The organism is Pseudomonas sp. H11T01 (assembly GCF_048515765.1).
GTDB lineage: Bacteria > Pseudomonadota > Gammaproteobacteria > Pseudomonadales > Pseudomonadaceae > Aquipseudomonas.
In genome coordinates, this window is sequence record NZ_JBLYED010000020.1 from 24,245 (window position 1) to 50,728 (window position 26,484).

Annotated in this window: 26 protein-coding genes and 3 pseudogenes; 17 read left to right on the forward strand and 12 right to left on the reverse strand. The window is 54.9% G+C overall.

Features of this window, described 5'->3' with window-relative positions:
* Nucleotides 1-86: 86 nt before the first annotated feature.
* Nucleotides 87-392: a hypothetical protein gene (locus tag ACN1C3_RS23805; RefSeq protein ID WP_419118198.1), complete on the reverse strand. Its 306-nt coding sequence runs from the start codon at nucleotides 390-392 to the stop codon at nucleotides 87-89.
* Between the two features lie 53 nt (nucleotides 393-445).
* Nucleotides 446-673 (reverse strand): hypothetical protein, encoded by a 228-nt coding sequence (locus tag ACN1C3_RS23810; RefSeq protein ID WP_419118199.1) that lies wholly within the window; start codon nucleotides 671-673, stop codon nucleotides 446-448.
* Between the two features lie 198 nt (nucleotides 674-871).
* Between ACN1C3_RS23810 and ACN1C3_RS23815 the strand changes: the two are divergent.
* The 3 genes and pseudogenes from ACN1C3_RS23815 to ACN1C3_RS23825 form a co-directional block, all read left to right on the forward strand.
* Nucleotides 872-952, forward strand: a pseudogene (locus ACN1C3_RS23815) (integrase); the annotation flags it as partial.
* Nucleotides 953-1,442: 490 nt separating this feature from the next.
* Nucleotides 1,443-2,456 carry an efflux RND transporter permease subunit gene (locus ACN1C3_RS23820; RefSeq protein WP_419118200.1) on the forward strand — a complete coding sequence of 338 codons (1,014 nt, stop codon included), beginning with the start codon at nucleotides 1,443-1,445 and terminating at the stop codon, nucleotides 2,454-2,456.
* Nucleotides 2,457-2,467: 11 nt separating this feature from the next.
* On the forward strand, nucleotides 2,468-2,776 hold the full coding sequence (locus ACN1C3_RS23825) for a hypothetical protein (RefSeq protein WP_419118201.1): 309 nt from the start codon (nucleotides 2,468-2,470) through the stop codon (nucleotides 2,774-2,776).
* Nucleotides 2,777-2,779: 3 nt separating this feature from the next.
* Here ACN1C3_RS23825 and ACN1C3_RS23830 read toward each other — a convergent pair whose 3' ends face one another.
* Nucleotides 2,780-3,487, reverse strand: a complete 708-nt coding sequence (locus ACN1C3_RS23830) for a hypothetical protein (RefSeq protein ID WP_419118202.1) — start codon at nucleotides 3,485-3,487, stop codon at nucleotides 2,780-2,782.
* A 562-nt stretch (nucleotides 3,488-4,049) separates the two neighbouring features.
* Here ACN1C3_RS23830 and ACN1C3_RS23835 point away from each other — a divergent pair.
* The gene (locus tag ACN1C3_RS23835) at nucleotides 4,050-4,829 is read left to right on the forward strand and encodes a DUF2786 domain-containing protein (RefSeq protein WP_419118203.1); all 780 of its coding nucleotides are present in this window, start codon (nucleotides 4,050-4,052) and stop codon (nucleotides 4,827-4,829) included.
* A gap of 11 nt (nucleotides 4,830-4,840) precedes the next feature.
* On the opposite strand, the gene ACN1C3_RS23840 is transcribed toward ACN1C3_RS23835, so the two are convergent.
* Nucleotides 4,841-5,083 carry a hypothetical protein gene (locus ACN1C3_RS23840; protein ID WP_419118204.1) on the reverse strand — a complete coding sequence of 81 codons (243 nt, stop codon included), beginning with the start codon at nucleotides 5,081-5,083 and terminating at the stop codon, nucleotides 4,841-4,843.
* An 85-nt stretch (nucleotides 5,084-5,168) separates the two neighbouring features.
* On the opposite strand from ACN1C3_RS23840, the pseudogene ACN1C3_RS23845 reads away from it, so the two are divergent.
* A pseudogene (locus ACN1C3_RS23845) lies at nucleotides 5,169-6,093 on the forward strand (DNA cytosine methyltransferase).
* Here the strand turns inward: ACN1C3_RS23845 and ACN1C3_RS23850 are convergent.
* Nucleotides 6,094-6,795 (reverse strand): hypothetical protein, encoded by a 702-nt coding sequence (locus ACN1C3_RS23850; protein WP_419118205.1) that lies wholly within the window; start codon nucleotides 6,793-6,795, stop codon nucleotides 6,094-6,096.
* A gap of 98 nt (nucleotides 6,796-6,893) precedes the next feature.
* Here ACN1C3_RS23850 and ACN1C3_RS23855 point away from each other — a divergent pair, with 98 nt between their 5' ends.
* Nucleotides 6,894-7,328: a hypothetical protein gene (locus ACN1C3_RS23855; protein WP_419118206.1), complete on the forward strand. Its 435-nt coding sequence runs from the start codon at nucleotides 6,894-6,896 to the stop codon at nucleotides 7,326-7,328.
* A gap of 36 nt (nucleotides 7,329-7,364) precedes the next feature.
* On the opposite strand, the gene ACN1C3_RS23860 is transcribed toward ACN1C3_RS23855, so the two are convergent.
* A complete protein-coding gene (locus ACN1C3_RS23860; RefSeq protein WP_419118207.1) occupies nucleotides 7,365-7,976 on the reverse strand; it encodes a hypothetical protein in 612 nt (203 codons plus the stop codon).
* Between the two features lie 119 nt (nucleotides 7,977-8,095).
* Between ACN1C3_RS23860 and ACN1C3_RS23865 the strand changes: the two genes are divergently transcribed.
* The 3 genes from ACN1C3_RS23865 to ACN1C3_RS23875 all read left to right on the forward strand — a co-directional run bounded on the left by ACN1C3_RS23865 (nucleotide 8,096) and on the right by ACN1C3_RS23875 (nucleotide 10,093).
* A complete protein-coding gene (locus ACN1C3_RS23865; protein WP_419118208.1) occupies nucleotides 8,096-8,476 on the forward strand; it encodes a hypothetical protein in 381 nt (126 codons plus the stop codon).
* Between the two features lie 44 nt (nucleotides 8,477-8,520).
* Nucleotides 8,521-8,763, forward strand: coding sequence for a DUF4224 domain-containing protein (locus ACN1C3_RS23870; RefSeq protein ID WP_419118209.1), 243 nt, complete (start codon nucleotides 8,521-8,523; stop codon nucleotides 8,761-8,763).
* A gap of 679 nt (nucleotides 8,764-9,442) precedes the next feature.
* Nucleotides 9,443-10,093 carry a hypothetical protein gene (locus tag ACN1C3_RS23875; protein ID WP_419118210.1) on the forward strand — a complete coding sequence of 217 codons (651 nt, stop codon included), beginning with the start codon at nucleotides 9,443-9,445 and terminating at the stop codon, nucleotides 10,091-10,093.
* 37 nt (nucleotides 10,094-10,130) lie between these two features.
* Here the strand turns inward: ACN1C3_RS23875 and ACN1C3_RS23880 are convergent, their stop codons facing one another.
* The 3 genes from ACN1C3_RS23880 to ACN1C3_RS23890 are packed head-to-tail and all read right to left on the reverse strand — an operon-like array spanning nucleotide 10,131 to nucleotide 13,394.
* The gene (locus ACN1C3_RS23880) at nucleotides 10,131-11,297 is read right to left on the reverse strand and encodes a hypothetical protein (RefSeq protein ID WP_419118211.1); all 1,167 of its coding nucleotides are present in this window, start codon (nucleotides 11,295-11,297) and stop codon (nucleotides 10,131-10,133) included.
* Nucleotides 11,298-11,305: 8 nt separating this feature from the next.
* On the reverse strand, nucleotides 11,306-12,895 hold the full coding sequence (locus ACN1C3_RS23885) for an MAC/perforin domain-containing protein (protein ID WP_419118212.1): 1,590 nt from the start codon (nucleotides 12,893-12,895) through the stop codon (nucleotides 11,306-11,308).
* A 4-nt stretch (nucleotides 12,896-12,899) separates the two neighbouring features.
* Nucleotides 12,900-13,394 (reverse strand): hypothetical protein, encoded by a 495-nt coding sequence (locus ACN1C3_RS23890; protein WP_419118213.1) that lies wholly within the window; start codon nucleotides 13,392-13,394, stop codon nucleotides 12,900-12,902.
* A 518-nt stretch (nucleotides 13,395-13,912) separates the two neighbouring features.
* On the opposite strand from ACN1C3_RS23890, the gene ACN1C3_RS23895 reads away from it, so the two are divergent.
* From ACN1C3_RS23895 to ACN1C3_RS23915, 5 genes and pseudogenes are all read left to right on the forward strand, one after another.
* Nucleotides 13,913-14,098: a hypothetical protein gene (locus tag ACN1C3_RS23895; RefSeq protein ID WP_419118214.1), complete on the forward strand. Its 186-nt coding sequence runs from the start codon at nucleotides 13,913-13,915 to the stop codon at nucleotides 14,096-14,098.
* Between the two features lie 274 nt (nucleotides 14,099-14,372).
* Nucleotides 14,373-15,592, forward strand: a pseudogene (locus ACN1C3_RS23900) (IS3 family transposase).
* 173 nt (nucleotides 15,593-15,765) lie between these two features.
* Nucleotides 15,766-15,987 (forward strand): hypothetical protein, encoded by a 222-nt coding sequence (locus tag ACN1C3_RS23905; RefSeq protein WP_419118215.1) that lies wholly within the window; start codon nucleotides 15,766-15,768, stop codon nucleotides 15,985-15,987.
* A 14-nt stretch (nucleotides 15,988-16,001) separates the two neighbouring features.
* Nucleotides 16,002-16,769, forward strand: coding sequence for a DUF4238 domain-containing protein (locus ACN1C3_RS23910; RefSeq protein ID WP_419118216.1), 768 nt, complete (start codon nucleotides 16,002-16,004; stop codon nucleotides 16,767-16,769).
* Between the two features lie 190 nt (nucleotides 16,770-16,959).
* Nucleotides 16,960-17,451 carry a hypothetical protein gene (locus tag ACN1C3_RS23915; RefSeq protein ID WP_419118217.1) on the forward strand — a complete coding sequence of 164 codons (492 nt, stop codon included), beginning with the start codon at nucleotides 16,960-16,962 and terminating at the stop codon, nucleotides 17,449-17,451.
* A gap of 590 nt (nucleotides 17,452-18,041) precedes the next feature.
* Here ACN1C3_RS23915 and ACN1C3_RS23920 read toward each other — a convergent pair.
* On the reverse strand, nucleotides 18,042-20,345 hold the full coding sequence (locus ACN1C3_RS23920) for a hypothetical protein (protein WP_419118218.1): 2,304 nt from the start codon (nucleotides 20,343-20,345) through the stop codon (nucleotides 18,042-18,044).
* A gap of 163 nt (nucleotides 20,346-20,508) precedes the next feature.
* Nucleotides 20,509-20,868, reverse strand: a complete 360-nt coding sequence (locus ACN1C3_RS23925; protein WP_419118288.1) for a histone-like nucleoid-structuring protein, MvaT/MvaU family — start codon at nucleotides 20,866-20,868, stop codon at nucleotides 20,509-20,511.
* Nucleotides 20,869-21,143: 275 nt separating this feature from the next.
* Between ACN1C3_RS23925 and ACN1C3_RS23930 the strand changes: the two genes are divergently transcribed.
* From ACN1C3_RS23930 to ACN1C3_RS23940, 3 genes are all read left to right on the forward strand, one after another.
* A complete protein-coding gene (locus ACN1C3_RS23930) occupies nucleotides 21,144-21,377 on the forward strand; it encodes a hypothetical protein (protein WP_419118219.1) in 234 nt (77 codons plus the stop codon).
* A gap of 179 nt (nucleotides 21,378-21,556) precedes the next feature.
* On the forward strand, nucleotides 21,557-21,775 hold the full coding sequence (locus ACN1C3_RS23935; protein ID WP_419118220.1) for a hypothetical protein: 219 nt from the start codon (nucleotides 21,557-21,559) through the stop codon (nucleotides 21,773-21,775).
* The gene (locus ACN1C3_RS23940; protein WP_419118221.1) at nucleotides 21,775-22,014 is read left to right on the forward strand and encodes a hypothetical protein; all 240 of its coding nucleotides are present in this window, start codon (nucleotides 21,775-21,777) and stop codon (nucleotides 22,012-22,014) included. Before ACN1C3_RS23935 ends, ACN1C3_RS23940 begins: the two co-directional genes overlap by 1 nt.
* Nucleotides 22,015-22,586: 572 nt before the next feature.
* Here ACN1C3_RS23940 and ACN1C3_RS23945 read toward each other — a convergent pair.
* Entirely contained in the window at nucleotides 22,587-26,453 is a 3,867-nt protein-coding gene (locus ACN1C3_RS23945; protein WP_419118222.1) for a hypothetical protein, read from the reverse strand.
* Between the last annotated feature and the right edge of the window lie 31 nt (nucleotides 26,454-26,484).

Consider the following 26,484-nt stretch of genomic DNA (forward strand, 5'->3'; position numbering starts at 1 on the left):
ATCGCCTAACCCCTTCAATAACCACACTTTTTTCAAGGCCGCGCCTCGGTGCGGTGGGAGAACAGCTGTGTCCGATTAGTCACGATTTAAAACCTTGGCAGGTTAATGATCATTCTGCCTGGATTAGCACGCTCTTCGGTTACGGTCACCTCACCACTTGGCAAGTGACCCTCCAGAAGCTTTCCACCTGACACCGTCCCGATGCCCGCTTCGAATGTCATCTCAACAACGTCGCCATCGCGAATAGCCGCAATGATGTCCTCCATCGAAGCTATATGCGGCTTTTCAAGAAATATTCCCCTGCTGACGCTGGGGTCAACCTTTGCCCACATGAAGAGCTCTATTTCGTCATCATCGTTGATGCGAACGGCTGTAACCACATAATGCGCCATAGGCTCACCTTGAAGGATTTACCTTCTCGATCTACTCAAACCTCACCCCTCACCTATTGCGCTGAAGGCAGAGGCAGGCGCGCAATGTCAGCCTGGGCCATTTCAATCTCGGCGATGGCATTCTGAACATGGTCCGCCTTCACCCACTTCATGGCTGGGTCACCGATTATTGCGCCAATTGACTGTCTGCACAGTTCATCCGCATCAAACCCTTGATTTCTGGCGATAGCCATCACCGTTTTCAGTGCTATTTCAAGCGCAACCACTCGATCTTCGCTCATGACACATACCTCTCTGTGGAACGTTAAGCGTAGTTCAACCCTTCACTTCAACGAATCACGCCAACCGCCGAGAGATCAAACACGTCTTGTCGCATCCAGTCACAGAGGGCGGCGCCTGACTGGAGATTCACTATGAGAATGATCGTTGAGATCGAGGATGGCTTGGCGCAAGCGCTGGCCGATGCTCACCCAGGGCTTCGATTTGGGCATACGACGGTTGTTATGACCGAACAGTACATACGCAACCGGAAAGGAAAAAAAGTATCGCCAACAAAGTGAATTGCGGACCAGAAACGAACAAGGGCCTGCATGAGGTATCTCACGCAAACCCTTGATATATATGGTGCCCGAAGCCGGGGTCGAACAACCTACCTAAAGACCCATATATCACTGGTTTCCACTAATATCATATTCGTCACATATACCTAAACGTATACCTAAAACGGGAAGTACCCTGGTCTTCTTCGTCTCCAGCCGGTCGCCTATCGTGCAGACGCCCTCCCCCGTTTTGCCGTCGCCGGGTGGCGCTTGTGATCATCATTGCTCTCCCCGTTTAGGGATGGTGATTACGTGCAAGGCCACAACGCGGTGTGGATCTGCCGGCGCGAAGAGATTGCCAGGCACTGGATAGCCCAATTCCCCGCCTGAGTGGTAAATGGTTCGGAACGGCCTGAGCCACGCTGGCGTATCAACATCACCCGTTCTGCATCAGGCGCTCAGCTCCTCCTCGAATATCGCCAAGGCATCCTTCAGGCAATCGATACCACGCATGGACCGCGTGAAGGCGGCCGCTTTCTCCTATCAATCCACCGCCATGCCGCGCCTGACCGGCGCACTCATCACCGTCGTGGGCTTCCTGCCGATCGGCCTCTCGAAGTCCACCACCGGCGAGTACGCGGGTGGCATTTTCTGGATCGTCGGCGCCGCGGTGCTGTTCTCGTGGACCTGCTCCGGCATCTTCACGCCGTACCTGGCGGTCAAGATGCTGCCCAACGACTTGGGCAAGCACCAGCATGGTGATCCGTACGACACGAAGTTCTACCGCAGCCTGCGCCGCCTGATCGACGTCGCCATCGAGCGCCGCTGGGTGGTCATCGGTGCGACGTTTGGCGCCCTGGTGCTTGCTCTGGCCTGTATCAAGCTAGTGCCGCAGCAATTCTTCCCCAACAGTTCGCGTCCTGAACTGGTCATTGACCTGCGCTTGAAAGAGGGTTCGTCCATCGCGGCGACCACCGAGCAGGTCAAGCACATGGAGGAGATTCTGGCGAAGGACGAGGACGTGCGTTTCTATACCGCCTACACCGGTGCCGACGCACCGCGCTTCTATCTCTCGCTCAACCCCGAGCTGCCGAATCCGGGATTTGCCCAGCTCGTTGTGATGACCAAGGACCTGGATGCACGCGAGCGGGTACGTGCGCGGCTGGTGACCTCGGCTGACCAACAATTCCCGCAGGCGTGGGTGCGCGTGACCCGGCTCGAGTTGGGGCCGTCCGTCGGCTACCCGGTGCAGTTCCGCGTCGTGGGGCCCGATACCCAGGAGGTGCGCAAAATCGCCCACGAGGTGGAGAAGGTGGTCGCGTTGAACTCGAAGGTGCGCGACCTCCAGCTCGACTGGAACGACCCGGTTCGCGCGCTGAAAGTGGAGCTCGATCAGGACAAGCCAAGCGCGCCCGCCTCATCGCCCGTGAAAACGGCTTCAAGTTCACATCATGAGGCGCCTCAGCAACCAGGTGCGTCAGCGCCGACGACAGGCATGGCTGGATCTACCGGCCCACGGAATTGAGGAGGCAGGCCATGGCCAAAGACAATGCGCAAATTCAGCGGGAAAAGCGCGCCAAGGAGAAAGCCCTGCTGGACCGGATCGGCACCGAGAAGCGCACGCTGATTGTGTCGAAAGCACTCGCTGATGCACTTCAGGTGCTGGGCGAGCGCCACGACTTCGAGGAATGGCAGGAGACGGTGTCGACGTTCTTGATCAACCTGGCCGCTGCGCCCACCGAAGAGTCAGCCCGATTCGTCACCCTGTCGCGACCTGAATTTGTAGTTTCAGAAAAACAGTCGCGACAGCTTGAAGAGTTCGCAAAGACTGGTGTTGAGGCGTAAAAACTAAAGGTACGATCTAAGCTTGTGACCAACTAGCTCCTGCCCTGTGTATATTTTGTACGCTGACTTCACAGCGGCGATTGCCTTATCCAGAGTATCGTTTCCATAGTCACCAAGCCCGCTAATCATATGTCTTGGCATTTCAAACTCTGAAAAGTCGATGATACTTTCACGAACGTGCTTTACTTCAGCTAGCAACGAATAAACATCGGTAGCGGATCGAAAGAGCTTCGAGTTAGATACAGCCAAATCAGTCATTATTTTTTCAAAAGCGGCTGTATGAATTTTCCAAAAAAAGGTGACGTGCTCATTCTCTGTCGTCCGCACGATAGCTCGCTCGGTCCCAGAAGCCGATTTTTTGTACTCGATTTCTCTCAACGTCGGATCTTGAAGCTCTGAACAAAGCCGCTTCAAGGCCTTCAATGACCATGCATTCTTTAATAACTCCTCAGCAATAAGCGCCTTGTACGCAGATATCTTCCTAGACTTCTCTCTAGTCTTTTTAATTAGCTCAACGATTTCTTTGACAACAAAGAGAATTATTGCTGCAACTACAGTAATTGGAAACGCATTACTCAACACTAACAATTGAGCAGCTATGCTTACTACACTTTTAGCGACGGCGTAAGCATCACTCCCAGAAGGCATACCACCTAGGTTCGAGCTGCCAGCCAGAAGTAAAGCAATGATTGAAATCAACAAAAACCGCATTTGTAACGCCCCATGCACAAAGAGTGAACAGCAGCAAAAACACACCTGCTATAGAAAGCGCATGCTTTCCTTAATACGAGTGTAGGCATCCGAGTAACTGCCAAGCCAACCCTCATAGCCAGGGACGTCATACGCTATTCGGAAATCCGCACTCGCATCTGATTCGACGGGCTCCCACGTTTTCAAGAAGTCATCACCAGAAGCAATCAAAACATCCGGTTGCTGGTACCCCTCAAATTGGCTTCCAGTTATGTCGATCCACAGCTCACCAAGCGCAAGCCACGCATGACTACCTAGCTCACCGCGATCCCCACCTGCATCTCCTTCAATCATTCGTGAGCCCGGAAAACCATTGTCAGCGAGGTGGGCCGCGAGAAGTCTCGATACGTCTTTGCAAGCGCCTTTTGGAAATCTCGGTGTGAGCTCCAAGCCCTCAGGGAACCCTACAAGACACTCTCTTGCAACGGCAACTCTGAAAGCGTTTACCAATTCGAAAAGCTTCACTCGCTCCATTTTCACACTCTCTCAACTCAATAAATAACTATACCGGCGAGGATCCTCTATGTCCGCACAACAGATCGACGAAAAGAAGCTCGAACGGGCGATCCGCAAAATCAAACACTGCTTGGCACTCGCGCAAAGCTCGAATGAGAACGAAGCAGCCACAGCGCTTCGCCAGGCGCAGGCTTTGATGCGTGAGTACCGGCTTACTGAGATGGATGTGAAGCTCAGCGACGTAGGTGAAGTTGAATCCCAATTCTCCCGACTGGACCGCCTACCAGCCTGGGAACGAAATTTAAGCGCGGCCGTGGCACAGGTGTTCGGATGCACGTCGTTGCGCAACCGCCAGTGGTGCAAGGTCAAAGATCGGATCGTTGAGCGCGCTGCCTTCGTCGGCGTTACACCGGCCCAACACATTGCCCTCTATGCCTTTGAGGCTTTGCTGACCAAGCTGAAATTGGCGCGAAAGGAATACGCAGCAGGTGTTCGATCAGGTAAGCACCGCAGCTCCTACTCCGCGGACACAGCCGCCGACCACTTCGCCATTACGTGGGTCGGTGAAGTGTACGGGAAGCTCCAAGCCTTAGTGCCGAAAGGCGAAGAGGACGCTCCGGCAGCGCATAGCGACGGCCGCGACATTGTGGCCGTGGAAGCCCAGGACAAGGCGCTTATCGCCGAATACCTCGCCAACAACGGCGTGGGTAAAGCCCGTAAAGCGCGCGAGACCGAGCTCGACATGAATGCACAAATCGCCGGCATGCTTGCTGGGCGAAAAGTAGACCTGCATGCCGGCCTTGCGCGAGCTGGCGACGACTTGCTCGCGCTCTCAGTCGTCGCCTGATCCTTACCCGCTTATTTGACTTCCGACTGGAACGCCGAACGCGACCGACTTGGAAAAGGGCGATAGCTCGCGATATTCCTGTTTAGAAAAGCGGCAACTTCCTCTGCGTCTTCCATTGTCGCGCCAGGCTTTAGGTCAAACACAGGCGGATAGTCCGGCAACCCTGGAATAGCGTCATGAAATTCCATGGTCAGGTACGGGTGCCCATCGCCTGTTTCCTTGATTGTGAAAACAACTCTGGTTTTGTCGCTCATCGCTTTTCACCTCGAACCGGCCCTATGCCGGGACAAACAGAAATACTCCACCCCGCTGGATCCGACCAGCCCAGAAGGATCGACAATGACTTCAGCAATTGACCTGTTCGCCGGACTTGGCGGATGGACCACGGGCGGCAAGGCTGCTGGCCTAGACGTGCTTTGGGCAGCCAACCATTGGCCATCTGCTGTCGAGTGGCACAGCGCCAACCACCCCGACACGCAGCACGTTTGCCAGGATCTCCACCAGGCTGACTGGTCGCAGGTGCCAAAGCACGACGTGATGCTGGCCTCCCCTTGCTGCCAAGGTCACGCCAAAGCTCGCGGCAAAGCAGCCGGCAACCCTCAGCACGACAACTCACGCTCGACCGCTTGGGCGCCAGTGGCGAATGCAGAGGTGAACCGGCCTGAATTCGCCGTAATCGAGAATGTTCCTGAGTTCATGGACTGGATTCTATACCCGGCCTGGGCAGATGCGATGAGGCGTTTGGGTTATCAACTTGCGCCGCATATCGTTGACTGCGCCGACCTTGGCGTTCCTCAGCACCGGGTGCGGTTGTTCATGGTCTGCTCCCGCAGCAAGGCTGCCATTGCACTTGCAGCTGCCCCGCTACCAACACGTGCCAGCCAGCGAGATTATCGACTTCGATGCGGGCAACTGGTCGCCAATCGAGAAGCCAGGCCGAGCGGCCTCGACGTTGCTCAGGGTGGAGAACGGACGGAAGCGCTTCGGCGACCGGTTCGTGATGCCCTATTACGGGTCCGGATCTGGCCTAACCGGCCGAAGCCTTGATCGCCCGATAGGCACCATCACAACGCTTGACCGCTGGGCAATAGTTGAAGGCGACCGGATGCGCATGATCACCGCCAACGAGGCAATGGCCGCTCAGTCATTCCCAGCCGACACCCTTCGCCCGGACAACCACCGACTGACCATGCACATGGCCGGCAATGCAGTACCGCCACTGGCTGGTCAGCGAATCATTGAGGCGTTAAAGGCTGCGGCGTGATTACCAAGGGCGAACAGGTGAGCGACCGTACTTCGTCATCCAAGTTAAGAACTCGTTTCCGGTTGGGGTGATTCGAATAGAGTCATCAGTCTTGACTATTAGATCCTTCGCAATAAGAAACGCAAGGAATCCGTCCATATCCCACTCGTCAAGGTTTGGCTTAAAACGATCTTTGTAAGCGGCCCATTCACGACCAGCCTCAACCATTGACATCCCGGTAACCGAGAGCTGATTCAAAAGCTGAAGCAATTGAATTTGACCACCGAAAATATGGGAATAAATATTCTCAAAATAACAGAGTACTCTCCACCCCGCGTTATCGCGAATTAGAAACTGCTGCACTTCTCCCGGGTCCTTGCCCTCAATCTGCTTCTTAACCAATTCAAGAACGATACCGAATGAATGAGGGAATTCTCCAGTCGGCACGTTCTGCAGTTCGCTGTCATTTGTTGATTGCTGAATTTGGGGTAATGGCGACTCAAGTTCAAACCCGTCCGCCCCGACTTTTTTGATTCTCGGAAGAATGCTTCGAATCTCATTTTTGAAGTAACCGACTGCAACGCAAAACATTATCAGGACGGCGTGAGGCCAGCCTAATCCGCTCCACAGCGCCGCGAATAGGCGCTCGAACCACTCCCATGTTTCTACCACGCCTGCGATAAATCCTGACCAATCGTTACTGGAAGCAGCTGCACCGTTCAATATTTCAACTCCTACCGGCCTCGTGTCGGGCTTTCAACCAATAGCCCACAAATCCAAATCACGCCACCGCCCGGGCATGACCCGGCATAGGACGCCCCATGCCCAAAGAAAACAAACTCGCTCTGAAGCGCGAGCGCGCCGAGCAGGTAAACCAAGCAATCCGGATCATCGCCGACCATGGCCGCCGGTTCTTCTACAGCCAGGCCGTGAGCCGCTACGCGAGCATGGAAGTCGATTCACACGGCAAGGTCCGGTTCATCGACGACTACACCGGCAAGCGCATCTTCACGCACGAAACGGTGTGGGGTGCCCGGTGGCGCGGATTCAGTCATGGCGGCACGCTGCGCGCCGTGGTCGAGGCCTTTCGCGATTTCATCCGCACCGGCGAACCCATGCACCCTGGCTATCTCGGACCTGAACGGTTCAATGACAGCAACATCTGGGGTTACGACGAGGCAGGCATGAAGGCCGTGCGCGAGCAAGCCGGCGCCCTTCCCGTCTTCCACCAACCTCTGGAGCGCAATAGGATATGAATGGGAATCGAATCTCTTGGGTCTGGCTCAGTGAGTTCAAGTAGGTGACAGGATCCTAGCTTCGACTGCCGTGAGCTCTATCTTTGCCATCGTGGCGAGATGCTCGATACTTTCTTTAACGTCGCTGCACTCTTGATCTATACGATAGAAGTCATCGTTTATTTGGATGGATCTAGCGAGGAAATCATGGAGACGTAAAAGCTGCTGACGCATTTCAAACACAAGAGTCAACTTGTTTGTGACTGGGCCTACGTCCAGTTTTGCCAGCCGTGACAATAAATCGTTAAGACCGAACTCAAGCTGGGCGAAATCCGGTTTTTTTAACTCTTTAACCTGACCCGAGATTCGGATCATTAGAAACTGGAGTTCATAGGCTATCTGAAAGACGCTTCGGGCGTAATTGAGGGCGAGGTGATGTTTCTGTTCAATTGCTTGCTGATTCGATATCAGACTCGATTCCGCTTCGTGTTTCTGCTGAGAAAGGCTGATCGAAATGGCAACAAGTATCGCGCCTATCGAGCCATATGCTTGCACCCAAGCAGGTAGATCATCGGTTCTTAACACCCCAAAATAAACAAATCCAAGCCCTAGCGCAGCACCAACCAACACCGAGTAAGCCAGCCAATTCCGCTTCAGATTCTGCAACATACCAAGTCAACCCATTCAAGTTAGCCTTCGATCATACCTCGACGGCGTTCACTCGATATTCGAATACTTTTCTCCGTACTTTTTAAGCCTGCCGGGGAACGGCGGGGCGAGGAATTCTTATGCCTGCAATCAAGTGCCACCTTGGCCACGAACAAAGCATCAGCACCGATGACTGGGTGGCAACGCTGACGCTCGATCAGCTCCGCTATGCGCGCACCGCCATGGACGACAAGATCAAAGCAGCCGAGGCACAACCCAAACGCACCGTTTGGCGTGTATGCCGCGGCGGGGTTTGCGTCGCCAACTACCGGGAAGACCAGTACGAGGCGGCCGCTGACCACCTGCTTCGGATCTACAAAGAGCGTTTCATGCCTGAGGCAGCGGAGTGGCTCAAGAAGCCTTACGGCTACCTGACCTTCGAACGACAGCTGCCAAACATCACGCCAGAGTTGGTGAGTCAGTTCGAATACGACACCGAGTGGTTCCCCGAAAAACCATAACCCCTCCCCACCTTCTGCCGCCACGCGCGGCATGGAGCATCACAATGGAAAATGAAATTCTCTCCGACGAAGAGCTGGCGGATCTCACTGGCTACAAGGCTCGGGCATATCAGCTGCGCTGGCTGACAGATCGCCACTGGGTGTTTGTCGAAAGCCGAGGTAAGCGTCCATTGGTTGGTCGGATGTACGCCCGCATGAAGCTGGGAATGATCTCCCCGACCTTCACAGACCCCAACCCACCGCCGGCGGCTCCGGCATGGACGCCCGATTTTTCGCGAGTGAACTGACATGCACCCAAAGCGGCGTACTGCGGTCTCTGTTTTGCCCTAAACTTTGCGCTGCCCCCCCGACACCCTGCCTAGTCCAAATGATGGATTGGAGCTACTAGAAGCTCAGCCCCCGGAAAAAAAGGCGCCCAACCTTCCTCGCTTTCTTCCGTACCAGTTATGTACCACCTCTCCCTCCTTGCGCACTTCACAACTCCTGCCTTCAGCCTTTGCGCTGCTATGCTCTCGATTTTCCGAACGGAGTCGAAGCCTTGTCCGGCCAGAGCGCCTTTCACGATGTTCTAACAAGAATTTACGAGAACCAGCTCGCTCTTGAGGCTGCAATCATGGAGCTGGTTTTGTCAGCTGTCAGCAGATGTGGGATGGTAAATCTCACTACCCCGACCTAGTACGTTTGGTTGTTCCGAAAGACCAGGCTGTTGCCTTGGCACAAAAAATTCTCCGCGCTTAAGAATTGGCTGGGCCGGACGAAACCCATCTGAGCGAAATCCCGCTCTACGGTGAACTGGCGGTGCTGGAAGACGAATAGTTCAAGGAAAGCCGCCCAGATCCACCCAAAGCCCCGAATCATCGTGGGGCCGAGGTCGTAAGCGGACGCCCATTTTCGCGTCCGCCAAATAGTTAGGGAATCACACAAGGGTGAGTTATGGGAGTAATGTTTAGTTTAGGAGTCACACCTATGCGTCAAAATCGGCGTCAACTCTTGGCATTGGTGATGGGGGTGGCCCTGCTCATTCTTGCCATCACGTTGAACAGGGCTCTGACTTTCACCCCGTTCCATTTGATCGGACTGAGCCGCGAGTGGTGGGTTGGTCCCCGAGAGATTGCCCATATGATTGGCCTGACCGGTTTCACGGTCGCGGCGTGGTACTTCATCAGTTCGTTTGCTTCCAGGCGGCTAATCGCGACGAACATAGCGATAACGGTGGCAGTTGTAGTCGGTTTGGCATCATCTTGGCCTGAAGATGGCTGGCTGTACGATGTTTTTGGGGTCACGACCTTCGAGCTAGCTGTCAGCCTATCCCCTATCTACCTCGGGGCTTGGGCGCTATTCGGTCTCATCGCTTGGAAGACTCCCAGCTTGCTTCGCCCGAAGCCGGCACTCATGAGTTCGTGTCTTGTTCTGGTCATGACGACAGCGCTCTGGGAGTTGTACATCCAGCCATTCGACAACGTATATGGAGGCCCGCCCAGAGGCTGGATTGAGATGGCTCAGGTGCTTTGTGATCTGGTGGGCATCTTGTTTGGTGCTCTAATCGTTCAAAGGATTGCCGGTTGGCCAGAGCCCCAAAATGAGGCGGTGTTTAGAAAACCGAGAGACTGCATCTGACAGCGAATGAACTGAAACAAATAGCTAACGGAAAAAATCACTGCCATGTGCCCAGGGCCGTCGATATAAGCTGTGTCCATTGCGTGCCCACTTGCTCCCAGCCATAAGCGGGCTGATTGATGCAGTCGTAGCAGTTATTGGCCACGCGGGATGCCTGGTCCGGGTGCTCAAGCAGAGTCCTCAACCCTTGCTCCAGTGCACCTTCCTCCGGAAGTTGGCCGCAGAACACCTCATCCAGTCGAACGGCATCTCTGACGGGCGCCCACAGCGGTGCATCTGTCCATATTTCCCGTAAGTTGGCATGCCCTGGCAACACTTGTGCGCCCCCCTGAAGAGCGTGCTCGCACGGCACCAGGCCCCAGCCTTCACCGAGCGTGCTGTTAATGCCTATTTCGCAACAGGCATAGAGTTGTGTAAGCCGGTCCGCCGACAGCGGTGACGCTTCAAATTCGCTGGTGATCAAGACCTGGCGCCGCAGCCCCAGCCGATCCCGCTCGATGCACAAATCGACGTCACGGCGTCGAGATTGACAGTGCAGGATCAAGGTCGCGTTGCCGTGACGTTGCGCAACCGAGGCAAAGGCCCTGAGGGCGATCTCCGGGCGTTTGCGCTGATCATTGCGATTGGCATTCAATACCCAGGTCCCTTCCTGGCGATGCGCAGCACCGGGGAACAGTGCCGCCCGCAGCGCTGCTTTCGACTCAACCTTCAGAGTGGTACCTGTTTCGACAGCATGAGCGATTGTCGAGATATGCGGTAACGATACACCAGTGTCGAGGGACCGCAAGGCGTCAATGAGAACCTGCGCGCTTGCCTGGGTATAAGTCACCAGGTGGTCAGCACGCAGCAGACCTTCAAGGGGTGCTGCGTTGTACACGGCGCCCTCAATGGGGACGTAACCCATGATGAGGCCCGCGTAACCCTCGGAGCGGAGTCCGGATATCTGCCATGACTGGAGCTGGCCCTGTCCTAGCAGCAAAATGACATCTGGAGCAGCACGCTGCCGAACGATAGAAAGTATTGACCTTCGGGTCGGATCAAGTTCGCTGTGGGGGTGCCCCGTCCACGCTTCAGACGCATGTGCGGGGCCAACACCAATAACATCGACCGTATGTTCACGAGCCAACGCGTTGGCGATGCCGCAGGCAATATGACCAAAGCCGGTGGCTCGTCCGGTTTGACTACTGATAATAATGCCTGCCATTTGAGGCCTTATTCAGCGGAGATGAACAGCGGAAAACTGGAATCGACGACTTGTTCCCATTCGGAATACTCCATATTGGGGTTATCGTAGGCGGGATAGTTCTCCACCTCGAACTGACCGGCAAAGCTGGAGTCGTTGCTCTTGCCAACAGCAGTCAATTGGACCGGCCAGTTGGGGTAGCCCGTCCATGCAGGGACCTTGACGCCGCACGACCTCAGCCACAACAAGCCCTTTTCATTCATCGGTTGAGGCGGAACAGTGACATACACGACCGCTGTCCACCACGCGTTCCCGCCTGATTCGTTATAAGCGTTATCCACCAATGCATCAAAGTCGTCCGGATTGTTGGACGTAATATTTTGGTTAAATTTCACCACGCCCTGCTCGTCAGCCATTACGATCCAGGCAATGGCATGGTTACCGGGAGACGGTACATTAGGCGGTTGAACATTAGTATTAAAAACGGTAATGGTGCAGTCGCCCCCGTGGAGACCGATCGTTTCCGAAAAGGTAAGCGAGCTGTGCGCCGACACACTACCGTTCAGATAGACCTGTAAGGCTTGATTTAAGACGTGGAATTGCGCCACCGGTGCCACATTGGAAATGGCGGTCAGTTGGCGCCCGGTGAGCTTTATATTTTCGGGCAGGGAGAGCGAGTCAGCCCAGGAGGTAACGAGGTCATTATAGTTGACTGGATCGTCGGGATTGTTGGGAGGGATAGCCTTGCTTAATACGCCGGGACTGCCGCCGATCGCCGACAGTTCCGCATTTCGGCTGGAAAACCATGAGGTATTGATCTGCTTCCAGGCTGCTTGTGCTTTCAGGCTGGCATCGGCGAACACAGCATCGTATTCCAGCGACAGGTTAGCCTTTGCGTCTGCTTCGTCGAATGTTGAAGCACTCAGCACGGTGACGGCGTACTGGAGATTTCCACCCACCTCGGCGCTGCTCACGATATGCGTGCCGTATTTATTGAAGAAATCAAAGAAATGCTGCTGCGTGCTCAGGTCGAACTTCGGGGGCAGCTGTGCGAGTTCTTGTTTAAACTCGGGTACCAATTCAAGGCCTTGCAGCGACTTCAAGGACAGGCCCCACAGCTCTACACAGTCCTCTATCGTCCCGTAATTTGATATTTGATCTCCTTCGGAAAGACTTGAAAAATCGGCATCGAACTCACTGGAGAATCCCCATGCCGACACGGAAACATCAGCACTCGCCGACATCTGCTCCATGTAGTCGGTGCGTGAGGCGTACAAAGAGACTTTTATTTTGCTGGCGGGCGTGGGGACCGTGCCGAGCGTGACGTTGTTAGGGAGCCAAAAATTATTGGCCCCGATGGTGACGATTGCTCCATTCGCTTCATCAATGGACACAATACTCGTGGTGACACTGGAGGGGCCGGAAGAGGTGGCGATATTGACGCCAAAACCAAGGGCTGATGCACCAGGGATCAAATTGGGGTTTGAAGACATTTGAAGAAGCTCCAGAGTTTTAAGTGGCCCTGTCTTTAGGTAAGGGCGCACGAATACTGAGCAGAGGAAGTCCAGACAAGAGGATTCGACCTTCGCCGCCGCGGCAATAAATGATTGAACGACCATTAGGTCATTCGTTGGCGGCAACCGACATACGCTGGGCCCAGGCCAGGGCCTGCGTAAACGCTTTATAGGTGAACGATAAATCAAACTCCTCGGTGGGTACGATGCGCAAATGTTCCAGAAGTTGGACGACCGTGTCGCTTTCGCCCTGCTGAGCAAGAAAGCGACTCAATGCTTGCATTTCAGGGTTATTAAAAGGGCCGACAACCAGTTTCCCCGTGAACTGCGTGGCGACATAGAAGTTGTACACGCTGCCATCTTCCTGCGCATCACTGTGAACCAGATAGAGGCCGCCTGCGGCCAGACTCAAGAGCCCGTCACTCTCTTCGCTCATTTCACGAGTGATCGTCACTCGGTCCGATTCACCGAGGTTTTTAGTCCCCCCAAAGAATTGCGGCATGCCGCCGAATGTTTGATCCTGGCGTTTAATAGGAAAATACATCCAGCCATCACCTTCTTCCTCATTGGCCTGGTAGAGAACGGCATACGCTTTATTGGGCATATAAAAATTCCATTTTAAAGGATGAGAAGTTGCTGTCGGCGCCACGAGTCAAGTGGAGCGGGCGCTCGGCATCTCCCATTAAAGCTGGGGGTGATAGGAATACAAGGAGGACTGAAAAATAAACATCGCGGTGAGGGGGACAAAGGGATGCCTCTAGCCTTGAGCGTGCGCGCAAGCAATTTGCCAAAGTCAGTGCCGCCGAGAGTGTTGAATTCTGGCAGAAGATACTGCGATTGCCCGCTGCTCGATCAGGCTGGATACGAGGCGTTGGATGCGGCGGTGCAGGCTTGGGGCGAGGCGGAAATCAGCTCGTGAATGATAGCAAGCCAGCTTTGGACCATGTGTTATCTGACTAAGTTGCTAAGCAGTCTAGATAGCACGGGAAAAAACCGTGAAAATCCAACCCAGCGAGACTTATCGTTTCACGGAGAGCGGCAATCTTGTCCGTGCAGTTGAGTCCACCACTTTCGCCGGAGAGGGTAGCTGGATCGTTGCCCGCGTTGATAGGAAAGTCAACCATGACACGTTTGACCGGCAAGCAGCTTCACGATATTGCGGACTGGTGCCGCGAGCGGCAGATGCTCCCCGACCGAATCACTGGCTCGGATGTATCAGCCGCGTGCCGGTCGCTGGGTATCGCCCAGGATGGCGAGTTTGACCTGTACGAAATCAAAGAAATCGGCTCGCTTTGCGAAGCCGAGTAGCCACGGAAAAGCCCAGGTAATGCCCAAACCCCGCCACTGGGGCCGTGGCCGTAGGAGAGGGGCACTTTCTGCCCTACGGATCGAGCAGGCAAACGGAGATAGCACATGAAGCCCCGCTGTGGTTATGGCATTCCATCCATCGCGCTTCGGGATGCCCTGGTGGTCTTCTACGGCCCCCCTCCTTTCGATGTTGAAATCGTCGACTGAACGAGCCCCATGAAAGACAGGACACCGTTTCCCCCTTACGATAAGGGATAGGCAAACGGTTATGTTTATGACTAACAGCAATGATAAGAGTGGGGAGCTTTTGGGCCAGGAGCGGCGGCGCCGCTGGAGCCCGGAGCAAAAGCTGGCCATGGTTCGCGAGAGCCTTGAGCCAGGGCAAAGTGTGTCTGTCGTCGCTCGGCGCAGCGGCATCAATGCCAACCAGTTATTCCTGTGGCGCAAGCTGTATCAGGACGGCAGCCTGTAGGCGGTCAGCGCGGGCGAAGCCGTGGTGCCGGCCTCCGAGCTGAGCGATGCGCTCAAGCAGATCCGTGAACTGCAACGGATGTTGGGCAAGAAAACGATGGAAGCGGAAATCCTCAAAGAAGCCGTGGAGATCGCCCGGTCGCGAAAATGGATTGCGCACTCACCCTTGTTGCCGGGGGACGACCAGTGAAGCTGGTCAGCGAATGTCTCGGTGTGGCGCGCTCGCAATTAACGGTTCGAATCAAGCAATCGGTATCGCCCAAGACACGGCGAAGCAGGCCTGTGAACGACGCTGAGTTGGTGGCCGAAATCCAGCAACAGGTCAGCGAACTGCCCAGCTATGGCTACCGTCGAGTCTGGGGATTGCTGCGTCGCGCCCGTGAAACCCAGTTGCTACCCGCGATCAACGTGAAGCGGGTTTACCGGGTGATGCGTGATCACAACCTGCTGCTTGAACGCCGGATCAAACAACCCGGCGTGCCGCGTCGGCACGAAGGCCGTATTGCGGTGCAAACCAGCGATACGCGTTGGTGCTCGGACGGCTTTGAATTCCGTTGCGAGGACGGCGCTAAACTGAGCGTGACCTTCGCCCTGGACTGCTGTGATCGCGAAGCCATCGGCTGGGTCGCCAGCCCAACCGGGTACAGCGGCGATGATATCCGCGACTTGATGTTGGAAAGCGTGGAGAAGCGCTTCGGTGATCAACTGCCTGCAACGCCGGTGCAGTGGCTCAGCGATAACGGTTCGGCCTACACCGCCGAACAGACGCGCCTGTTTGCTCGACAGATCGGCTTGCAGCCGGTGACCACACCGGTGCGTAGCCCACAGAGTAATGGCATGGCAGAGAGCTTCGTGAAGACGATCAAGCGTGATTACGTGGCGCACATACCCAAGCCGGATCGAGAAACGGCGCTGCGTAACCTGGCAATTGCCTTCGAACATTACAACGAGCAGCATCCGCACAGCGCCTTGAACTACCGTTCACCGAGGGAGTTCAGGCGCTTGGCAGTGGCATCAATTTAACGGGGAGTTGGTGTCCGGTTTTGAAGGGGCAAGTCGATCGACCTTCGTCCCGAGGATGAACGCGCTCAACGACCCTATGGGTTGAAATCACCTCGTTGAAGGAAAATCGACCCAGCCTCGCGTTCGCGGGGCCGAGTCAGTAGAGGCACCCCACCAGCGATAAAGGATCCGTAATGACAGATCATCAAGAAAAAATGAATGCTGTGTTTTTCGCTTACGAAAAACTCATCCAGAACATTTGTGACCTTCGGCCTGGGCTTGATCCTGGCCTGATCAAAGAGCGTATCTCCCGTTTGGAACGTGAGACTCCAATTAACCATCATGCTTGGGCTGTAGAAGCGCTGTCCCGTGTTCAAGCTGGAAAGCCACTCCCCTGGGAGCAAGATGCCGACTGACAGGAAAAGACGCCATGACATTTGAAGCTCCCCAGAAAGGCAATCCCCACAGATTAACGGTGAACCAGCACACGTTTCCCAGCGCAAGCATCGCCCGTTTTGCTGGTGCCGGGGGAAGCGTCCAGGTTTTCCATAAGCCATCTCACAAGGTTTTCACGGTGAAGCCATCGGAGAAGTTTTTCTGCGCCCAACGGGTGTGGGATCAGCAAGCTGAGTCGGGGTTCATGAAGGGGATCGAGGATGCATTCCAAGAGCTGGCAGGTGAGATTCTCTCTGGGCAAATCCACCGGCTTGGAGCGAGCGAAGCTGAAGTGATCAACGAGTTCTACTGCCTATGGAACATCCGTGCGCGCAACAAGCAATCCCGCGCCGCTGATCAAAGCCTGGCAGACTACGGTGCGCTGGCGGTCGCACGCGAGTACACGAAGGACGAGCAAGAGATCCTGGAGCTCGCGGGTGTTGGATTTATCCGCCCCGATCTTACGATAGCGAGTCGTTTGCTGGTGACCCCCAGCATTAGACTCAATCTAAGCCAGGCGGTCCAGATGATACGCGGTGCACAGTGGCAAGTGTTACGGGCCACCGAGGGCGAGTTCATCGTGCCAGATAACTTCTACAGCCTCTGGGCGGTGCCGCTATCACCCACGGTGTGTCTATGGGCCCATAGCGAAGAAACCTATGAGTTGCTTGATTGTGAAGCGCTAGCGGCGATCAACCGAGTTGCTGTCGAAACAAGCGTTGAATACTACTTCGCACGCGACCTGTCTCAATGCCCAATCTAGCCCTCCACGGCTCTCCCACATCTGCATCCAGGTATTGATTCGATGGCTTCCTATCAAGAACCTAAAAGGGTGTCGCGCAAGCGGCACCCTTGAATTCAAGGAAAGTCCCTGTAAAACCCCAAGCCTCGCCATGCGGGGCCAAGGACGTAGAAGGACGCCCATTTTCGCGTCCGAAAACAGGCAAAGAATTATGCATGGAAAATACAGTCCTTCTATACTTTTGCCGGCACTGCGCTTATTCATCGAAGCGAGAAACAAGGCTATTGCTACCGGTTTCACTGATAATGGTGGGGCCATTCATTCCGTAGAACGAATACTCGACCTGCTTTGTCAACGCGTTAAATATCCATCCCTCAGGCATATCAACAATCTGAAGAAAGATCTGAATGCAGAATGCAGTGTGGATGCTCATCAGGCCCGACAGCGTGGTGATAGCGTCTTGATTGAGCACGTCCTGCCAAAAAGAGCTTTTACAAAAGAAGTGATCCAGATTGTTGGCAACGGTGCCACAAATGACGAAATCCTTTCCTATATCCAAAAAAATTATCGACTGGTGCTTTTGACCCATCAGGAAACAGCAGTTCTGAATAAATTGAACAGGTCGAATATTTCGCCAGATAGATTGAGCGATGCAGGAATTTTTTTGGCCACGGTCGAGGCCCAGGTCAACAAGTCCGAATAGAAAGGAAAAGCTGATCAAAGCCAATTGGGATGCCCAACAATGGGCAGAAGACTGACCAAGGAAAACGTGATGAACGCAGACAAGCCAGATTCAGCCCAGGTTGATGAACGGTACGTTGCGGGGCTTCGCTACCTTGCATCAGGGCGGTCTGAGGCCGATGGTCATGAAGACGACACGCAGGCTCCCTACTAGGGGTCATGCCGAGATAAGGGGAAAATTCACTCACTTCCCTTCTATCTATCTGACTTCACTGATGATTTTAAATTCTGCATTGCGCAAGCGAGGAGCAACTGGGGCATCAGGGGGCGGCGTTGGACGCCGTGCTTTCCGGGTAGCTGGGGCCGCGGGTTGGCGCAGTAGTTTCAACGCCGTCGTAGCCTCAGCAAGGCTTACTTGTAAGCTTTTATAACAATTACTTACTAACCAAATGAATGAAATTTCCCCTTATCTCGGCGTGACCCCAAATACTCTCAATGTGCGGCAAGGCGCTGGAAATCAAAGCCGCTTCTCTACCCAGTAAAAATCGTCTCGCACGTAAACCCAGGCCCTATCCATGTTCGATTCTGATTATCCCTGCGGGGGCGTCTGGCTTACTCCTGCAGGGTTTTGAACATCTCTCGCACGTCATTCTCAGTGACATGATCGGCAGGCAGCGGATCGGATCTGTGTGAGAAGCCACCACCACCCTCTTCTTCATCAATCCGACCGTTTTGTTCGCGATCCTCTATGTCGGATTCGATTGATGCAATGGTCATGGTGAAGTCGACGCCGAAGCGTTCATTTAGCTCTACTAGAGACGCACGTAAGTCGTTTAGCTCAGCCACGTCAGTGCAATGTTCGAGGTCCCTATTAACCCCTTCGTTGCGAAAATATTCGACACCGAGAGTCAGTTTAGAATCGTCTGTATCACTCCATTCCGGTGCAGAGGCCTTGAAATCAAGCAGTCTTTTCCATTCAGAGGCCAAAGCCTTCTTGACAAGGTCGAGATCTAACATTCCGTCAAGGACAATTCGATAAATCGAACTTCCACCGTGGCTCCAGAACCACGTGCTTGCGTTCATGGCATTCAGTGTTCGGACGGTAGGCGTGTACAAGATAAATCTTTTGCGCCAGTGTGTGAGGAGGAATGCTGCATACGTGTTGGCGAGATCCACGAAGGCTGCATCACGAGACTCTTCGGCGAGTGTGATTATTGTGTCCAGGCGTGTTTCTTCGCCCATGTCCAACATGCGTTCAATGTGGAAACCAAACGGTCCCATTTCCGTCTGGATCGAATTGACGCACATGAGGCGTTCAACATGGGTTCGCAGCAGCGGTGTATTTGCAACCAGCGTGGCCAAGAGCGGCTGATATTTCCGCTCTGTGGCTAGACTCCATAGGTTTCTGATCTGCTTGAAACGAATTGCATCTGCGAGAATATCTAGAGCAATCGCTGGGGTCCTGCAGAGCACGTTAGCTGTGAAATCGCGAATCGATGGGTTGATGAATGTCGCAACCCCCTTGCGATAGCTCAGGAACGCGCCGTCAAGTTCCTGGAGCGCTGAACGAAAATCTCCGGCGCTTCGAGGACGGTTGTATCGCTTACAAGCCCCGCTGTGAATTGCTTCAAACGCAGACTCAAGGTCTTTCACCTTTTCCGAGGCGCCCAGAGAATAGAGCGTTAGCAAAAGGTCTCGGGCTTCATCGGAAATTTGTGTTTCGAATGCATGTGACCAAATTTTATCTGGAGACTGCAGTAGCTCTGTAATGCGCTGTTTGTAAAGGTCTACTGGTGGTGAGCTCATCCGGGTGAGAGATGTGAGCCACTCAATAAGGCGCGGGTTGAAGTGCTCATGCTTGATGATGTCGAGGAAGAAGTCATCATCGAGCACGATGTTTTTGTACGCTTGCGACAGCTCGCTAAAGTAAAGGTGGTTGTAGAGAATCCGCGCACGTTGACCAAACGAGTAATCATTGAGCTCTAAAACGCACTTATGGTCGAACATAGTGCTGTGTAGGAAGCGTTCGGAGCCCTGAAAGGCTTGTTGCAAGATGTGCTCTCGAGTCGTCAGCACAAACCGACTATCGGGCGTGCCTCGCACCATTTCCATAAACGAAAGCAGTACCGCATCCTGGTTTCTGCCGAGGTAGAAACCCTGGTCACCCAGGAAGGTCTGGCCCAAGAAATCGTCGAAGTAGAAAATTTGTTTCCTTGAGGAGCGAAATAGGCTCTTGCCCTCACTGATGTCGCCTTTCACGACGACCGGTTCGTAGCCATCATCGAGGTGCGCGTAGAGAAGCATTTCGGCGAGGGTTGTTTTGCCAATTCCTGGAGCACCAGAAATGATTACCACACGTTGTTCGTCGAGGATCTGTCGAGCACGAGGGTAGGCATTGTTCTGCACGAAGACAGGGAGCTTCCTGCGAATGCGGTCAACTTCGAACTCTGCCTGGCAAATCTCAGCATTGTGAAGAATACGCTCTATGACTTCGGTGCCCGTGAACCAGAGCTTGAAGTTCGCCCGCTCAATCTCTGGATGCCGTGCGAGCAAGCCGTTCAGGTCATCAGCGCCCAGGACATCCGAGGCCGAACGTATAAATGGATCCATCGCCTCGACGATTTTGTCTTTTTCGGGGGGCGAAAGGCCGAGAGATGTCACTACCACGTATCGTTTTGGCTTCAGGCGCTGAACCTTTGGCAACTCCTCATTGCGGAGTTTCGATAGCAGGGTGCTGAAGGTAGACGAAGAGAAGTGCTTGCACTGAACGATCGTGGATTGGTATCGCAGGTCAATACCCTGGTCACGACCGGTTTTGAATGCCTCTATGGGCACATCCCACTCCGCCTGGAGGAGACCTCGGGCGAGCTCTTCAAAGTCCATGTGAGACAGCGACTTGAAGTCATAGCGAGCCATATTTTCGATATCCTAGGCGGGTTATTGCGGAATGGGTGAAATTTAACAGATCAACGTCTCCTCGGCTTGATGAGGAGAAGCATAGAGTGGCTTGTGTCGGCCTAGGTTGGACCAGTGTTGACGGAGACGTTGTTGCCGAGGTTGAACCTGCTAGCGGCAGCTATCACCGCTCGAGCCAGCCTTCCACCGTCTCGTCGCCGTATTCCTGTTTCCAGGCTTTAAGCTGCCGGTGATTGCCACCTTTGGTCTGTACGACTTCGCCAGATTCGGGATTACGGTAGACCTTAACTATTCGCGCTTTACGACGTTGGATTGGGGCGGTGTCGACTTTTTTGGAGGCCGCGGGGTCAAGAATCAGGATAATATCCCGAAGGCTTTTCCCATACTGATACATCAGGCTTCGTAGTTTTTCCTCAAACTCCATTTCCTCAAGCAAGCGCTCGTTGTTACTGAGCGCATCGAGTTTTGCCTGAAGCTCTTTGATGGCGTCTTCAGTGGCGCGGTATTCATTCATCAGGGATATGTCTACTCCGTGCTTTATCAATAACAGCGGTTGCACAACTGGACGTGCACAGCATCCAGATCGGTGTAGCCAGTAGCTCAGCGCCCTGCCCCCCTTTCCTCAGTGTGGCAGTGGTGCTAGCTCGCGATGGGGCGAATACTGAGAAAAATTTGCTATTTGCTATTGCCAATTAGCAATTATCAATAGCCCCTTAGCTTAGCTTCAAGCGCCCATATAGACCGAAAGGGGGAAAGTCACTGCCGCACCACTGCCCCGTAACGAAAGGAACCCCCACCATGCCCCTGATGATCAATGCAGACCAACTCAAGCCCTATTTGGCGACCATGAAGGCGGCCCGGCAAGCGTGGCAGGACGCCAGCGATGCCCAGCTGGCCACCATAGCGGCGTTTGACCAAGCCCACGCCGCCGCTGAGACCGCCCAGGAGGCCTACCGCGTCGCCGCGCTCGATGTGGCGCTGTTCGTCAAGGTGTTGGTTGATGAGGCCGAGCGCGAAGCCGCCGAAGGGTAGGCGGCGCACTGCGCATAACGGCGTTAATGTTCAATCGGTCCCTACAGCAAAGCCCACGCCGGTGGGCTTTTTTGCGCCTGGCGGTCACCAGTCCCCGGGGGACTGGCCTACCATCCTTGGAGTGAGTGGTTTTACGCGCACTCAGCCCCTGTCGTTCCTCGCCAAAGGCCTGCTTTTTAATGTCCGTGACCTACCTGCCGCTGCAAGCCTGGAACAAACACTGGACCCTCGATGGCTCGCGGGTGCGCTGCCGGATCTGTGGGGTTTCCCAGGACCTCACGGCCGCCGGCGCTTTTCAGCATGCCCTCGGCTGTAAAGCCCGCACCCCGCAAGCGCAATACCCCAGTCGCGAGCTGGCTGCGCTCCTGCAGCAGAAAATCCACGCGGGATTGTTCTGATGCGCGCCGGGATTCAGGAAGACGCGCTGCGCGTGATGCTCGAGGGCGGCGCGGTGCGTGAAGTGCTGGTCAGCCGGCACGGCGAAAAATGGGGCTTGGCCATTCGTCTGGGCGGTGCCGGTAGTCGCTGGCTGCCGGTGCGCTCGCGGCGTGAAGCGCTGCGCACCTGGGCCAGTTTGACCGCGGTGGGCCGGTTTGCCGAAGGCTTGGGGATCAGGGGCTTTGTCGTCGAGCTATGACCTAACGCTCAAGTACGCATAGCTAATGGAGACAAATTTTGGCCAATAAGTGGGGAATCCCAAAGGATGTTGAGGTCGCGGTCTTAGCGAGAGATACCCAATGTATCTACTGCGGCGTTGAGTTTGGCTCTAATCGAGCCTCGTCTAAGTCATGGGAACACATCATCAATGATATCAATATCGCCACAATCGAGAACATTGCCCTGTGCTGTGTGGGCTGCAATGCCTCTAAAGGGGCAAAACTACTGAGAGACTGGCTTGAGTCTCCCAGTGCCAAACGCCGTGGCATCACTCCTTCGACGCTCTCACCACTAGTACTTCGAGCGCTTACAAGGGATCATGCCCCCTCCTAAGGGGAAGGTTGGCAGTTCGAACCTGCCCTGGGACACCATATAATTCGAGCCTCTCAAGACTTTTCCCTGGTAGATCGGTTCAGCTGTGACAGCAGGGTGGCAGCAGCAGGCAAAAGGAAGCCCCGCCGGGCCATGCTCGAGCGGGGCTTTTTATTCCAATCACCTTCGGTATCTTAGCCGCGAGAACTGACCAAGTCCTCGTGAAGCGAAGCATCGGCCTCAATACTCGCTTTCCCGGAGTTCCCGCTCCACCTCCTGTTCGATTAGATGTTCAAGCTGTTGGCGATGCTCCTTTAGCCACATGCGGACGTTGTCGTCGGTTTCGACATCGAAGTTGGCGTCCAGAGCTACGAGCTTTTGACGGTAGTGATCGCTAGCAGGCCCGCTCCAGCTCTCAGAGAAATTGTTAGCGTGCAAGCCGCGCCGAACCTGCTCAATTGCACCGTAACGCTCAAGCATTTTTCGCGCGAAGGTGGCCCGCTCGTCCGGTCTAGCGATGATCGGTGGGCAACGCTCGGCAAGAAGCGGTGCGCGATGTAAGGCGTCGACATCCACCCATTCAAAGACCAAAGACGCCGGGATGGCCTCAAGGGTCGCCTCGTCGGTGTCATATATCGATAGGCCACCTCGAAGCCAGCTCAACAGACGCCAAGTCCCTGCATCATTTCGTTGCATTTCTAGCCGCAACGCAATCGCTCGCCAGATGATGGAAGGCTTTGCCTGTGCAGCCCTAGACAGGAACTTCCATGGATCTGGGTGGTAGCCAGCGGTAATGCTGTTGACATTAGCGAAATTAGCAATGCACCTCACCGCTAGCCTCGCTCCAGCATCGGGATTGAAGTCAAGCAGGCGGTTCGCGAGCTCCTTCCAGCGGAACTGCAGCATGGTGTTCGGAAGCTTACTTGTCGCTCCTTCAACGAACACTGCCGAGCTCAGCACTCGCTCGATGCGGGTCGAAAGGACGCTGAGTTCGTTGGCGTGACCTCGCAGCCGTGAATCAAGAAAATCCAGCGCCACATCGAGCGCATTCGGGTCATCGCTCTCCAGTAGCAGATCGACAATGCTTTCAAATACATCTCGTGGCAGTTGGTTGACGATACCGCCATAGACGAACAAGCGAAAAGCCTTCGGGTCGATATCGCCTTGTTTTCCCATTGCCAGGAGGAACCTAGCGATCCTGTCGCTCATCCCCGAGCGCCAGACGAGACCAAGCGCGGAACCGCGAAGCTCAGCGTTCTCAAACAGCGTCTCGACGGTGTGTTCCCACCAGTCAATGTTCTTGACGTGCCATGCGGAGAGATAGCCACCAATGAAGAAGTCGGATCGCTGTTCGCCAGCTTTGATCCATGCCGAAACAATGGAGGGCCATAATTGAAGGTTATCGGTTTGACCGAGAAGCTGCCCAAATTGGAATCCGTTCTTTGCCTCCTCCGTGATAAGCCATGCCAGCTCGGGAGCCAACAACTCAGGGTTTGCTACAACGTCGGCGGCAAGCTGCATTAGCTCCGCCCCCGCTGCATCGGAGTACTCGCCCTCAGAGTCGAAGTTGTCTTCGATCAGCTTCATACCTGCATGGCGGCGAAGCTTGGTCGAGAAAGATGACTCAGTAAGGTCATGCCGGATAGCGTGGAGCTCAGATCTAACCGCTTCAGACAACGCTGTGCCTTCGTAGTGAAGTGTGGCCACGATGGTCTCGATGCACTGCTCGCGCAAGCCTGATATCACTGCGGCTCTGCGCAGAAAGGCGAGGATCGTTTCGGTAAGCGGGACGATCAAGATAAGGCTTCTGACGTGGCTCAAGATCGCCGTCGCTGCCTCAGTGGCTTCTGCAGCTGGCAGGTGGTCGAAAGCCTCTTCCAGCAGCCTTACATGGGCTGCATACGCATCGTACAGCTCGCCGTAGGTCTCCGGCGTCCAGCGGTCTGGCAGACGTCTCAACCCGATCACTTCATCGATGCTCATCCGGCTCATGAAAGGGTCGAGGCTTTTGCCCAAGGCCTGAACGGCAATACCCCTTCGGAACGGCACCTCGCTGTGCACCAGCTTGCGCAGGTAGTCGATCTTGTCGACGGGCGACAGTTCAGAAGCGGCAACAAGGCCATATCCAAGGCTGAACAGTGAGATGAACACGCCGGTCGAGTTGTTGGACCAACTCTCGTTTTCAGACTCGGCCAGCAGCAGCAAGCATTCCGCGGCTTCGAAGAACGTTTCAGCGGGGATTGTAAGTTGCTCGAGCCGGTGGACTGCGGTGCGTCGCGCATCTCCGATGAGCTTATGGCGACTTTCAACTGTTTCAGAACCCAAGGCAGCAGCAAAACGGCGCAGGGCTACCTTGGGTTTAGCCTGCGCTATCGCGAAAAAAAGACTGGCGCCACTGGCGGTTTTGTATCCCGAAAGAGACGTAAATATTCCGCCCTCTCCCAACAGACGATCCGCCCATGCTGTCGCTGCCTTTGACTCCCTGGCGAACTCAAGCATGGCATCGAAATGCTGCTGCATACGGACATCGAGCCCCTCTCGCAGTTGCAAGACATCTACCATGTGGGCGTACTGCTCAAACCAGCTCTTCCACATGGCAACGTGGAGGAGTTTCGGAGATATCAGCAGCGTTCGAGGCCCCTGTAGCACCCGTCGTCTTCGCAGCGCTAAGACAGAGAGTGACAGCCTGTGCTGAGAAAACCCCGGGTCTAGATACTTCAACGCGGCCAACACCGCAGTCTGCACCGCCGGCCCTTCTGCAGTATCCCATGCAACCTGCCGGAACAGCGCCAGCGTCCGGATCACTGCCAGTCTGTCTTGCCCCTCGGAGGAATCAATGTGGTGGGGTGCACACACGATACGGTCCCAGAGTCCATCCAGGTGAGCTAGTTGCTGAGCTGGATGCTGATCAGGGTTATTCTGAATATATTGGCCAAGCCGGTGAGCCGCCCGAGGCGAACCCTCGCACAAGCTTGCTAACCAACTTGCGCTGTCCGGGGGGATGCCATATCCCTGGAAAATATCTGCGACCACAGGTTGCTCGAGTCGCGGCACATCGATGACCTGCGTGTTCACATGAGCACTGGCAGGCTCAGCCACATTGTCTGCTGTCACGAGCAGCATCTTGATCGCCAGCTTCTTGAACAACGCCGTCAACCCTTCTGCCGTTTCCAGGTCGCATTCATCCGCGACAAGGATGATGGCGGTATTCCGCGCCATCTGCCGCAAAGCCATCATGGGCCCGCTAGTCAAGGCTTCCTCTGGATCTCGGCAGTACAGGACGCAGCCACTGAGTTGCGAAGCACTGAGTGCACGATACATAAGGTGCGTCTTACCGGCCCCCGCGTCTCCAAGCACACGCACGTGCTCGAATCCCTTGACACTGTCGGCAGCTCGCTTTATTTGCTCAGCAGCTCTGTCAAGTTCCTCCGTCTGCTGATAAACGCTGATCTCGAGGTCGCAGGAGTCAGCCATGAAAGACAGGTCATGGAAGACGGCGTCGTCGTAGCCGTGCACACGGTTCAGTCGCATGGCAATACCGGGCGCCAGTACTTTGATCGCCGAGCACAGCTGGTTCGCGCGGATAATACGCACTGCGACATTCGCGAACGACGGATCAACTGCCGTCATGAACTCGCTGACTTGAGTCTCGCCATGATTGTCTGCGGTACCGACCAGATCGGAGCCGAAAAGCACCACCACGAAGGTCCCGCCGTTCTCGAAACAGCTAAGCACTCGAGGCTGAAGCTCGTCCTTTGTACGCTGGTGGTCGCCTTTGGCGAACTTAGGCTGGACGAGCAGCGATCGAATATCAGACGGCGTCGAGGCAGAGAAGCTTCCGGTCTTGATTTGGTAGCGGGTCAGACCTTCGGAAATTAGGCCGGCTGGCAGCACAGCTCCGTACAGGCTGGCGACCTCGGCGTCGATTCCGCCGTCGGCAACGTTGATTGCTGCCGGGACATCGACGCCGGTAATAGGAATGCCAGCCTTGAGGGCCTCGATTACAAGAAGTTGTCGGAACAGTTCGACGGCTTGGCCGGCTTCGATCTGGGTCAGGTCATCAGTCCTGACGTCAAACGGTCCTAGGGTGTCTGTCGGTAGAGCCATCGCTGATCCTCAGGAGAAGCATAAAGTATCC

Bases quoted from the DNA above. Each gene is read 5' to 3' on its own strand.
- ACN1C3_RS23805 (WP_419118198.1), bottom strand. From the start codon at position 392: ATGGCGCATTATGTGGTTACAGCCGTTCGCATCAACGATGATGACGAA.
- ACN1C3_RS23810 (WP_419118199.1), bottom strand. From the start codon at position 673: ATGAGCGAAGATCGAGTGGTTGCGCTTGAAATAGCACTGAAAACGGTG.
- ACN1C3_RS23820 (WP_419118200.1), top strand. From the start codon at position 1,443: ATGGACCGCGTGAAGGCGGCCGCTTTCTCCTATCAATCCACCGCCATG.
- ACN1C3_RS23825 (WP_419118201.1), top strand. From the start codon at position 2,468: ATGGCCAAAGACAATGCGCAAATTCAGCGGGAAAAGCGCGCCAAGGAG.
- ACN1C3_RS23830 (WP_419118202.1), bottom strand. From the start codon at position 3,487: ATGCGGTTTTTGTTGATTTCAATCATTGCTTTACTTCTGGCTGGCAGC.
- ACN1C3_RS23835 (WP_419118203.1), top strand. From the start codon at position 4,050: ATGTCCGCACAACAGATCGACGAAAAGAAGCTCGAACGGGCGATCCGC.
- ACN1C3_RS23840 (WP_419118204.1), bottom strand. From the start codon at position 5,083: ATGAGCGACAAAACCAGAGTTGTTTTCACAATCAAGGAAACAGGCGAT.
- ACN1C3_RS23855 (WP_419118206.1), top strand. From the start codon at position 6,894: ATGCCCAAAGAAAACAAACTCGCTCTGAAGCGCGAGCGCGCCGAGCAG.
- ACN1C3_RS23860 (WP_419118207.1), bottom strand. From the start codon at position 7,976: ATGTTGCAGAATCTGAAGCGGAATTGGCTGGCTTACTCGGTGTTGGTT.
- ACN1C3_RS23865 (WP_419118208.1), top strand. From the start codon at position 8,096: ATGCCTGCAATCAAGTGCCACCTTGGCCACGAACAAAGCATCAGCACC.
- ACN1C3_RS23870 (WP_419118209.1), top strand. From the start codon at position 8,521: ATGGAAAATGAAATTCTCTCCGACGAAGAGCTGGCGGATCTCACTGGC.
- ACN1C3_RS23875 (WP_419118210.1), top strand. From the start codon at position 9,443: ATGCGTCAAAATCGGCGTCAACTCTTGGCATTGGTGATGGGGGTGGCC.
- ACN1C3_RS23880 (WP_419118211.1), bottom strand. From the start codon at position 11,297: ATGGCAGGCATTATTATCAGTAGTCAAACCGGACGAGCCACCGGCTTT.
- ACN1C3_RS23885 (WP_419118212.1), bottom strand. From the start codon at position 12,895: ATGGTCGTTCAATCATTTATTGCCGCGGCGGCGAAGGTCGAATCCTCT.
- ACN1C3_RS23890 (WP_419118213.1), bottom strand. From the start codon at position 13,394: ATGCCCAATAAAGCGTATGCCGTTCTCTACCAGGCCAATGAGGAAGAA.
- ACN1C3_RS23895 (WP_419118214.1), top strand. From the start codon at position 13,913: ATGACACGTTTGACCGGCAAGCAGCTTCACGATATTGCGGACTGGTGC.
- ACN1C3_RS23905 (WP_419118215.1), top strand. From the start codon at position 15,766: ATGACAGATCATCAAGAAAAAATGAATGCTGTGTTTTTCGCTTACGAA.
- ACN1C3_RS23910 (WP_419118216.1), top strand. From the start codon at position 16,002: ATGACATTTGAAGCTCCCCAGAAAGGCAATCCCCACAGATTAACGGTG.
- ACN1C3_RS23915 (WP_419118217.1), top strand. From the start codon at position 16,960: ATGCATGGAAAATACAGTCCTTCTATACTTTTGCCGGCACTGCGCTTA.
- ACN1C3_RS23920 (WP_419118218.1), bottom strand. From the start codon at position 20,345: ATGGCTCGCTATGACTTCAAGTCGCTGTCTCACATGGACTTTGAAGAG.
- ACN1C3_RS23930 (WP_419118219.1), top strand. From the start codon at position 21,144: ATGCCCCTGATGATCAATGCAGACCAACTCAAGCCCTATTTGGCGACC.
- ACN1C3_RS23935 (WP_419118220.1), top strand. From the start codon at position 21,557: ATGTCCGTGACCTACCTGCCGCTGCAAGCCTGGAACAAACACTGGACC.
- ACN1C3_RS23940 (WP_419118221.1), top strand. From the start codon at position 21,775: ATGCGCGCCGGGATTCAGGAAGACGCGCTGCGCGTGATGCTCGAGGGC.
- ACN1C3_RS23945 (WP_419118222.1), bottom strand. From the start codon at position 26,453: ATGGCTCTACCGACAGACACCCTAGGACCGTTTGACGTCAGGACTGAT.